The sequence below is a fragment of the Gordonibacter pamelaeae 7-10-1-b genome (assembly GCF_000210055.1).
Taxonomy (GTDB): Bacteria; Actinomycetota; Coriobacteriia; order Coriobacteriales; family Eggerthellaceae; genus Gordonibacter; species Gordonibacter pamelaeae.
In genome coordinates this window covers 1,032,348-1,041,674 of sequence record NC_021021.1, presented here as the reverse complement: position 1 = coordinate 1,041,674, position 9,327 = coordinate 1,032,348, and the positions used below count along the sequence as shown (strand labels likewise).

The window sequence follows — 9,327 nt, the reverse complement described above, 5'->3', positions numbered from 1 at the left end:
TCGCGCAGCTCGCGGTCCACGGCTGCCGCCAGGTCCTCGCCCGGGTCCACGAGCCCGGCGGGGAACGCGATGCACCAGCTGTTCAACGGATAGCGGAACTCGCGGATGAGCAGCAGCCGGCCGTCGGGCGTCTGCGGCACGATGCACACGGCGTCGGATGCCGCGCTCTCGCCGCGCGCGTGCGCCTCCAGCTCGGCGCGGTACGCCTCCGGCCCCTTGCGCGAGGCGCTCTCGTACTCATAGGTCGAGCCGTCGGGCATCGTGTACGTCAGCACGTACTTCTTTATCCAGTCGTCGGATACTTGGCGCAGGCCGGCGAACGTGGGCGTGGGCGAAGCGGCGCTGGCGGTGGGGGCATTTGTGGCGCTGGCGGCTGCGCTGGTGGTGCCGTCGATAGTGGGGGCGGCTGGGGAGTCGCTGGTGGTCTCGGGCATGGGGTTGCTCCTTCTCGGTAGCTTGACGTGCCGTCCCTCCGCGTTTCCGGGAGCAGGCGCCGATGTTTCACGTGAAACATTCGTTCGTGCTGTCGCGTTGCTCGCGGTGCGCGGGACGACGGGTCGCGGTTGCGGCTAGAAGTCGAACACGTCGCCCACGTTCGCGGCCAGGCAGAGGTCGGCCTGGCGGTCGCGCGGGGTGGGAGTGCGGTTCACGATGACCAGGTGGTCGCCCTGGAAGAAGTCGATGAGGCCCGCGGCTGGGTACACGGCGAGCGACGTGCCCGCCACCACCAGGAGGTCGGCACGGGCGATGGCGTCGACGGATGCCTGGAGCGTGTGCTCGTCGAGCGCTTCCTCGTACAGCACGACATCGGGTTTCACGATGCCGCCGCACGCGGGGCAGCGCGGAACGCCGTCGGCGGCCTCGTCGCGCAGGCGCAGCAGCTCGTCCACCGGGTACGCCGCGCCGCAATCCATGCAGAAGTTCCGCAGCACGCTGCCGTGCAGCTCCAGCACGCGCTCGCTGCCGGCCTTCTGGTGCAGGCCGTCGATGTTCTGCGTGACCACGGCGGACAAGGTGCCCGCCTGCTCCAGCTCCGCCAGCTTCCGGTGCGCGCGGTTCGGCTGGGCGTCCAGCGCGAGCATGCGGTCGCTGTAGAAGGCGAAGAACTCCGCCGGATGCGCGTCGAAGAAGCTGCGCGAGATCATCTGCTCGGGCGGATGGGGGTACTTCTGCGCGTACAGCCCGTCAGGGCTGCGGAAGTCGGGGATGCCGCTCTCGGTGGACACGCCCGCCCCGCCGAAGAACACCATGCGCCCCGGCTTCGTCTCGTCCACCCAGTTCCGGAACGCCTCGATCCCGCGCCGCGCCTCGTCGTCCATGGTCCCTCCTCGATAGTGCTGCGAATGGCTTGCGTCCCATCATAGCAGGAAGGCGACCTCGCGGTCGCCTTCCCTTGGTGCGCCGAGCATGCGCACTGGCTGTTGTGCCTCGTAAGGCTAGCCCTCGATGGCGATGGTCTTCTTCTCCTCGAGCTTCGGCTGCTCCTGCTTCTTCGGCACGGCGATCTTCAGCACGCCGTCCTCGAACTTCGCCTTGATGTCATCTTCCTCCACGTCGTCGCCCACGTAGAACGTGCGGCTGCACTTGCCGCTGAAGCGCTCCTTGCGCACGTAGGTGCCCTGCTCGTCCTTGTCCTCGGACTCGCCCTGCGTCTGCGCGTTGATAGTGAGGTAGCCGTCCTTCAGCTCGGCCTGCACGTCGTCCTTCTTGAAGCCCGGCAGGTCGATGGTCAGCTCGTAGCCGCCGTCCGTCTCCTTGATGTCGGTGCGCATGAGCGTGGGCGACATCTTCTGCATCGCCTGCATCGGGGCCGAGGCCGCGTTGAAGAACGCGTCGAACGGGTCGGTCATCAGCTCGCTAAGCAGGTTGCGGTTCCTCCGCATGGGTACCATCATGGCCATACTAATCACTCTCCTACGTGTCGTGCGAGGCTTGGGCTCTCTCCGACGGCGCGTCCGGCTTGTTGGCCGGCCTGGGTCGATTGAGAAAACCTAAGCCTCTTTCTGTGCGGTTTTCTCTGTACATGACTGTTATAAAACGTTGTATTAGCACTGTCAAGCAACGAGTGCTAAAAGTTACGGTTTCGTCAACTTCCGAGGGCGAAAGCGAAGGCGCCCGCAACCCTCGTCCCAGAATAGCCCCCGTCGCGCCGACCTTCCCGCCCGCCCGTCCGGAACCCCCAAAGCGAAACCCCTTCGCCACAACCCTGTCATGCGGAAGCTCCCTTGGGATGATAGAGAAGGATAGGAGACGGGGTTGCCGGTCTTGTTTCAGCAAGAACTGGTTCCTTGGACGGTTCGGGCTTCAGCGGGCATCCGACTGCCGAAGATGAATGTGGAATGCAGGTATGGATGTGCTCAAGATATCGATATAAGTGGCATGCGCTTTGGTTTTTTGCTATCATGCAAGACGAGCCGCAGGGAGCTGTTGACTCCCCACGGCTCTCGAATCGCTTCGGCGGTTTGGTTTCTTTTACTGCTCCTTGCCCTTACGGACGGGGAGCCTTTCTATTATAGCCGCAGCTAGGTGCACTGCGCTGGCGATCAGCTCAAGGATTGCCGTAAGCAAAACCAAATCGGTCATGGTTGCCACCTCCTTCCCGTTTCGCCCCTGCAAGAGGGGATAAGGTTGGAGAGGGATGTGGCACCGCGCCGCCTCTGCGCTCCGTTCCCCCATCCTACTGCCGCAACCTTGCCGGGCGACCGCAATATCGCCGTCGGGGAGTCGCCCCGATCTTGCCCGGATCTTGCGAATCCGCCGCGCGGGCCTTGCCGGTATCTTGCCTATCCGCCATGTACACCTTGCCGTTTTCTTGCACGCCTCTGGCGCGGTTGCCGCTTGGTGCGTCGACGCCCTTGCGGCCGTAGGCGAAACGAGGCCCCGCTGCCGTTGCGGCGAGTGGTTTCGGCCGTGTACCCCCTCATCGGCAACGGGCGGCTGCTTCTTCGGAGGGCGGATTCCCCTATGTGCCTCTCCCTTTCCAATTAAACCTTTCACCAGCCAAAACGTAAAAATGCCCCCACGGGGGTAATGGTCGGTTGTCCCGCTGGCCTGCATGATGTGGCCGAAGGGTTTCACCGATCGAACCAAAAAAGGAGAAGGAGGAGGACATGGTCGACAAGGAAAGCGCCAACGGCGCGAGCGGGGCTCCGAATGCCCCGGCTGCTCCCGGTGCCGACAGCGCCCCGGGCGCCTCGGGAGCCCCTGGCACCCCGGCTGCCGGTACCTCGCAGGAAGCCGATCCCGCCGCCCCTGCGCCGAAGCGCGTGCGGCGTGGGGCCATCGTGGCCGCCGTCATCGTGGCGGTGGTGCTGGTGGCCGGCATCGGGGCATGGGTGTGGCACGAGCAGCCGAGTTTCTGCAACGCCATCTGCCACAGCCCGATGGACAAGTACGTGGAGACGTACGGCGCGGGCGACCCGGGCATGTTGGTCACGCAGCACGCGGCGGCCGGCGACACGTGCCTGAGCTGCCATGAGGCCGAATTCGCCACGCAGGTGTCCGAGGCAATGGCATGGGTGTCGGACAGCTATCCGATGGACGAGGCCACGGGCATGCTGGCCACGGGCAAGGAGTTCGCCACCGAGGAGTTCTGCGCGCGCAGCGGCTGCCACAGCATGGACGAGGTGGTTGCCGGCACCTGGGGCTTCGAGGGCAACGACGAGAAGTACAACCCGCATTCCAGCCACCAGGACTATGCGCTTGAGTGCGGCGACTGCCACAAGGTGCACGAGAAGAGCACGCTCGTGTGCAACGAATGCCATGCGTTGACCGCGCCCGAGGGATGGGAGGCCCCTAATGAGTAACGAGCGCAGCGGACTCTCGCGCCGCAGCTTCCTCAAGGGAGCAGGCATTACCGCGCTGGGCGCCGCAGCGGCGGGCGCGCTGGCCGGGTGCGGCAACGGCTATGCTGTCGATGCCGCCGCAGCTCCGGCCAACGCGCGCGTCGGGGAGGCGGGCACGCCTTCCTGGCTTGGCTTGGCGCCCGAGGTGCCCGAGGCCGACATCGTCGAAACGCTGGACGTGGAGGTGCTGGTGGTGGGCTGTCGCACGGGCGGGCTGCCGGCCATCATCTCCGCTGCCGAGAACGGCGCGCGCGTGCTGGGCATCGACCGCGTGTCCAAGGTGGCGAACCCGCGCGAGGATATCGGCGCCATCGACTCCGCCCTGCAGAAGGCGTCGTTCGCAGAGTACTCCCAGTTCGAGATCGACAAGATGGAGGCCGTGGAGGACATCGTCCGCTATGCCAACGGCTTCATCAACTACGACCTGGTGAAGCTGTGGGCGAACGAATCCGGCCCTATGCTGGACTGGATCACCGGCATCGTGGAGCGCGACGGCCGCATGGTCATGAACTTCGAGGGATCCATCGGCACGACGGGACAGGGTGCGCGCGACAAGGCGTGGGCCACCGGCCATAGTCCTGCGAAGACCGCGCTTTCCAAGGACGACAAGAGCTTCAGCTTCGGCGTATCGCTCATGGAATACGCGCAGGAGAAGGGCGCCGAGTTCCGTTGGAACACCGAGCTGGTGAAGTGCGAGCAGGACGGCTCCGGCCGCGTGACCGGCGTAATCGCCCGCGATGTCAACGACCGCCACTACCTGCGCATCAACGCCAGCAAGGGCGTCATCCTGTCCACGGGCGGCTACGGCAACAACCTTGAGATGATGGAGGCGCGCCAGCCGTGGAACCAGGCGCTGCGCATCGCGGCTCCCGGCAAGGGCGGCAACCCCACGGGCGACGGGATCAAGGCGGCTCTGTGGGCAGGCGGCCAGATGGACCCGCTCGGCGCGGCATGTACGTTCAACCGCGCGTGCTGCAAGCCCGACCAGACGGCCGGCAACGGCACAGTGGGCGAGTGGTTCTGGTTCGGCGAGCAGCCGTTCATGAAGGTGAACCTGAACGGCAACCGCTTCTGCAACGAGTCCGGCCCCTACGACTACATGCTGCATTCGGCCTATATGCAGCCGCACCACACATACTGCGATATCTGGGACGCGAACTACGCCGAGCAGGTGCGCCAGATGAACGAGGTGGGCTGCTGCCGCCTGTACCCGTTCGACAACGGCGCGCCGTCGAACCGTACCATCGAGTCCATGGCATCCGAGTTCGAGAAGCTTATCGAGGCCGGCTACATCCAGCAGGCCGACACCATGGAGGAGCTGGCCGAGAAGCTGAACATCCCCGTGGAGAACACGGTGAAGTCGTGGCAGCGCTACAACCACCTCGCCGAGCAGGGGCGCGACGAGGACTACAACAAGGAAGCGTACCGCCTGATGAAGCTGGACACGCCGCCGTTCTACGGCGTGCGCGCCGGCGCTTGGTTCCTGGCCACGCTCGATGGCGTCATGATCGACACGGATATGCATCCCGTGCGCGAGGACGGCACGCCGGTGGAGGGCCTGTACCTGACCGGCGACTGCTCGGGCGGCTTCTTCAGCGTGAGCTATCCGAACCTATTCACGGGCCTGGCCTGCGGACGCACGATGACGTTCGGCCGTCGCGCCGGCATGTTGGCGGCCACGGGGCAGGCGTAGGGTCTGCCGGTTGCATCCAGGCCGGCGATCACGGCCAGGCAAATCTCTGCGGCCTTCGGGCGGTGCGCTTTCCCTTCGCACCGCCCGTACCGCACGGCGGCGCCGTGCGCCCCGTGCCACCCACCAATCCCTGCGGCGGCTCGGCTCCTTTCCCTCTTTCGCCCGAGCCTGCTGCTTTCCCTCCCTCTGGCGGCGCCCCGCTACTCCTCCGGGGCGCCGCTGCCGGTAGCAGCCGGCTGCTGCGACTTAAGGCAGGTCCTTGCGCGCCTTTCGATGAAACCTCGCATGCTACAATGGCGGGCATGACCGCCTCTTCGGAACAAGCTCCCTCCCTGTTCGCCGCGCCGTTCTGGCGGGTGTGCGCGGCACTTCTGTGCGTGCTGCTCACCACGTCGCTCATGAACGTGGTGGTGTTCCCGCGCTTTGACGCGGTGTTCACCTACGCTCGCGACGCGTCCGTGCTGGCCAACGCTACCACGCTCATAGCGGTGGGCCTTGTGGCCACGTTCAGGCCGCAGCTTCTGCGCATGCGAGCGCTCACGGCGGGATGCCTCGTGCTGCTTGCCATGGGCTCGGCACTGCTGCCGGTAGGGCTGTACACAGGCAGCGCAGTGGCGCTCACTGCCGCAGCCTGCGCGCTGTCCATCGGGCGTGGATGGGCCATCGTGATGGTGGGCGCGGCGGCATCGCGCTTGGGAGTGCGCCAGGCGGGGGCTTGCATCGCGTTGGCGTTCGTCGCGGAATACGCGGTGACGGCCCTGGTGTGGGTGATTCCGGCAGGAGCCGGCACGGTGCTGTTCGCGCTGCTGCCCTTCTCCACGGTGGTGCTGGTGTGGCGCCAGGCGCTGCCCGTGCTGCAGGCCACGGAAAGCGGCGAGGCTCCGGCCGACTTCTCCGTGACCCAGCCTTCCACGTTCCTGCCGCTGGCCAGCCAGCTGTTCGTGTGCCTGTTCCTGTTCCGCGTGGCGTTCGGCTACTCGCTGCGCTTCGGCGAGGTGGGCGGCGTGCCGGTATCCGACTTCCTGGGCATCGTGCCCGTGGCCGCGGTGGCGCTGTACGTGCTGCTCTCGCGGCGGGCGTTTCCGGCCGATCTGCTGGCGCAGGTTTCGGTGCTGCTGGTGGTCGGCCGGAGGCGCATACGCGGCGGTGGGGAGCGTGACGCTGCTCGCGGCCGGCAATGCGCTCTTCGACATGGTGGCGTGGCTCGTGCTCATTGCCGTGGCGGGGCGCAACCCGCGTGCGGCCGTGGCCACGTTCGCCTGGGGCCGCGGTGTGTCCGGGCTGGGTTCCACGGCGGGCGCGGCGCTGGGCGTGTGGTCGAACGACCTGTTCGGCGCGGGGTCTCCGGCGGTCGACTTCGTCACGGGCGCGCTCATCCTCGTGTTCGTGGGGTACGCGCTCATCGGACTCAAGCATTTCAGCTTCGCCGAGACCATTGCGGGCGTCACGCCGGTGGACCAGGCGGTTGCGAAGTCGCCCGAGCAGGAGTTCGCGGAGCGTTGCCGCACGCTGGCCGAGCGCTACGGCTTGAGCCCGCGCGAGCTGGAGGTGTTCATGATGCTGGCGCGCGGGCGCGACCGCGCTTACATCCAAGAACAGCTGGTCGTGTCGCGCAACACGGTGAAGGCCCACGTCAAGCACGTGTACGCCAAGCTGGACATCCACACGCACCAGGACTTGATCGACCTGGTGGAAGAGGAGCGCGTCGAAAGCGGGTGCGCGTCAGGCGCGTCAGAAAGGAGTGCGATATGACCGTCATCGGGATCATCTCGGATACGCACGGGCAGCTGTCGGAGGCGGCGTTCGCGGCGCTCGCGGACAGCGACCATATCATCCACGCGGGCGATATCGGCAACCCGGCCATCCTGCGCGAGCTGGAAACGCTCGCGCCCGTGACGGCGGTTCTGGGCAACAACGACTTCGACGAGTACGGGCAGGCGGTCGGCCGTTTCGCGCGCCCCGTCATCGACGGCGTGAGGTTCCTGGTGGCCCACTACCCGCGCGACGTGAAGATCAGCTTTGCAGGCTCGGGGGCGCTCGCGCCGGGCGACCCTATCCCGCAGGTGTGCGTCCATGGGCACACACACGTGCCCGAGATCGTCACCGGGCCCGAGGCGCGTCCGGCCACGTACGTCGTGTGTCCCGGCGCCGCGTTCCGCCCGCGCGGCGGGTTCCCCCGCTGCATTGCCAAGATCGACGTGTCCGACGGCTGCGTGAACAGCGTGCGCGTGGAGGCGCTCACCGGAGAGACGCTGCTGGAGGCGTGAGGCGCGGGCGCTTTCCGCTTGCCAGGCGCGCCTGCTGGCAGGTAATGGTTGCAAGTTCGGCGGCTTCGAAGGTGATAGGGGTGCAAGGGGGGCTTCGCGACGGAAGAGCGGGTTCCTCGTACAGCGAGGCGAGGTTCTGCGTGCGGACGGGGCGCAGCAAGAGACGTTCTGTCTTTCTCGGAATGTCCTCCTGCTTCGTGCCCCCCCCTGCTTGTACCCCCCCCTGCTTGTACCCCCCCCCCTGCTTCGCCGCCGTCCTTGCATCTGTCGTCGGTGGGCTCGCATGGGCCCTTCGGTTTGGTGCTGCACGCAGGCTGACGAAATGCGCGCTGCCCTGGCGCATGCCATTAACAGCGGAGGCTGGCTTGGGGAACCCCTGCCATGACGCGGAAACGGCCGGTTTCTGTCAAAAAAGGGCCGGTTTGGCAATCGCAGAGAGCGGCAGGTGCCGGATTCCGGGGATGACGATGGGGCTGCGCAAGCGTTTCCCCAGGTGGCGCTTCGTCCGAATAAACATAGCAAGACAGTATGGATTGCTAAACCGCCTTCTTTTTGACCATTCGGGAGCGCGGCGGGTTCTTGAACCGCGGGGCGCGGAGGCGGAATGAGCTCCCGGCGAGAAAATCGCTGCAAACCTGGAATTGGCCGCATTTGACCTTCTGCGCGGAGCGTCCCGATCGTCCTCCGTCGCCAGCTCGGCAGTATCCGATGTCTATCATAGCGGGTCGATGCAGCGAGACAGGGAGCGTGGCGAAGCATTGCGCTGGGGCGTAAAGCGCTTCGAAGGGAGCCGCACGGCACGGGAGCTCATGATGGGGCTTTTCGGAAGGCACTGCTCGCCCTTATGCGGAAAGGAGGGCTTGGCCGCTATACTAGGGAAAAGGAGGGTCGGCGGAAAGCAAGCGCCCTGAAGGCTGGACGAAGTCGCCGTGCGAAGGGCAGATGGCCTGCGAACAGGGCGCGAACGCGGCGAGGAAAGGTGACGGCATGGCGGAAATGTACGGCGCGATAGCGCGCGCGGTTGCCTGCATCATGGATGCGGACTACGCGGGGCAGCCCGAGAGCGCCCCGTGCAGTGACGCGCAGTCGTGGCTGGCCGCGCTCGCGGAGGCCGAAGCGGCGGGTGCGCTCGACGACGACCTGTTCGTGCAGCGCATAAGGCAGTACCTGGCAGGGTTCCAAGATCCCGGCCTGGCGCTCGAGGCGTCTGCAAAGGCCGATTTCCATCCGATGACCTGCGGATTCTCGGTACGCCGCCACGGCGGCGCGCTCTACGTGACCGAGGTGCGTGAAGACGGCCGCCTCGCGCCCGGCGACGCCGTGGTCCTGCTTGACGGCCGGACGCCGGACGAACATCTGGCCAGCCTGCCGGGCAACCCCGTGAACGGCGACGATCCCGAGCGCCAGCTTTGGGACGAGGAAGTCGCGCGGTGCGCGCACCTGCTCGTGCGCCGCGCCGACGGTACCGAGGAGGACCTGCCGGTGGAGCGCTTCCCGCGCCCCGGCCTCGCGGCGAGCCTGC

Annotated in this window: 8 protein-coding genes; 5 read left to right on the top strand and 3 right to left on the bottom strand. The window is 66.5% G+C overall.

The window, feature by feature from the left end; translation table 11 throughout:
* From GPA_RS04870 to GPA_RS04860, 3 genes are all read right to left on the bottom strand, one after another.
* Positions 1-434: NUDIX hydrolase (locus GPA_RS04870; protein ID WP_156791130.1), on the bottom strand; the 434-nt coding region annotated here is incomplete at its 3' end.
* A 135-nt stretch (positions 435-569) separates the two neighbouring features.
* Complete coding sequence (locus GPA_RS04865) at positions 570-1,319, bottom strand: NAD-dependent protein deacylase (RefSeq protein WP_015539125.1); 750 nt, start codon at positions 1,317-1,319, stop codon at positions 570-572.
* Between the two features lie 117 nt (positions 1,320-1,436).
* Positions 1,437-1,901, bottom strand: a complete 465-nt coding sequence (locus tag GPA_RS04860) for an Hsp20/alpha crystallin family protein (RefSeq protein WP_015539124.1) — start codon at positions 1,899-1,901, stop codon at positions 1,437-1,439.
* Positions 1,902-3,110: 1,209 nt separating this feature from the next.
* Between GPA_RS04860 and GPA_RS04855 the strand changes: the two genes are divergently transcribed.
* The 5 genes from GPA_RS04855 to GPA_RS18920 form a co-directional block, all read left to right on the top strand.
* Positions 3,111-3,806 (top strand): cytochrome c3 family protein, encoded by a 696-nt coding sequence (locus GPA_RS04855; RefSeq protein ID WP_015539122.1) that lies wholly within the window; start codon positions 3,111-3,113, stop codon positions 3,804-3,806.
* Complete coding sequence (locus tag GPA_RS04850) at positions 3,799-5,538, top strand: FAD-dependent oxidoreductase (RefSeq protein ID WP_015539121.1); 1,740 nt, start codon at positions 3,799-3,801, stop codon at positions 5,536-5,538. Before GPA_RS04855 ends, GPA_RS04850 begins: the two co-directional genes overlap by 8 nt.
* Before the next feature lie 1,146 nt (positions 5,539-6,684).
* Positions 6,685-7,290: a helix-turn-helix transcriptional regulator gene (locus tag GPA_RS04840; RefSeq protein WP_041239117.1), complete on the top strand. Its 606-nt coding sequence runs from the start codon at positions 6,685-6,687 to the stop codon at positions 7,288-7,290.
* The gene (locus GPA_RS04835) at positions 7,287-7,805 is read left to right on the top strand and encodes a metallophosphoesterase family protein (RefSeq protein WP_015539119.1); all 519 of its coding nucleotides are present in this window, start codon (positions 7,287-7,289) and stop codon (positions 7,803-7,805) included. Before GPA_RS04840 ends, GPA_RS04835 begins: the two co-directional genes overlap by 4 nt.
* Before the next feature lie 987 nt (positions 7,806-8,792).
* The coding region (locus GPA_RS18920; RefSeq protein WP_041239115.1) for a hypothetical protein at positions 8,793-9,327 on the top strand (535 nt) is incomplete at its 3' end.

What these genes read in the sequence shown, in the direction of transcription:
- GPA_RS04865 (WP_015539125.1), bottom strand. Translation starts at nt 1,319, where the DNA reads ATGGACGACGAGGCGCGGCGCGGGATCGAGGCGTTCCGGAACTGGGTG.
- GPA_RS04860 (WP_015539124.1), bottom strand. Translation starts at nt 1,901, where the DNA reads ATGGCCATGATGGTACCCATGCGGAGGAACCGCAACCTGCTTAGCGAG.
- GPA_RS04855 (WP_015539122.1), top strand. Translation starts at nt 3,111, where the DNA reads ATGGTCGACAAGGAAAGCGCCAACGGCGCGAGCGGGGCTCCGAATGCC.
- GPA_RS04850 (WP_015539121.1), top strand. Translation starts at nt 3,799, where the DNA reads ATGAGTAACGAGCGCAGCGGACTCTCGCGCCGCAGCTTCCTCAAGGGA.
- GPA_RS04835 (WP_015539119.1), top strand. Translation starts at nt 7,287, where the DNA reads ATGACCGTCATCGGGATCATCTCGGATACGCACGGGCAGCTGTCGGAG.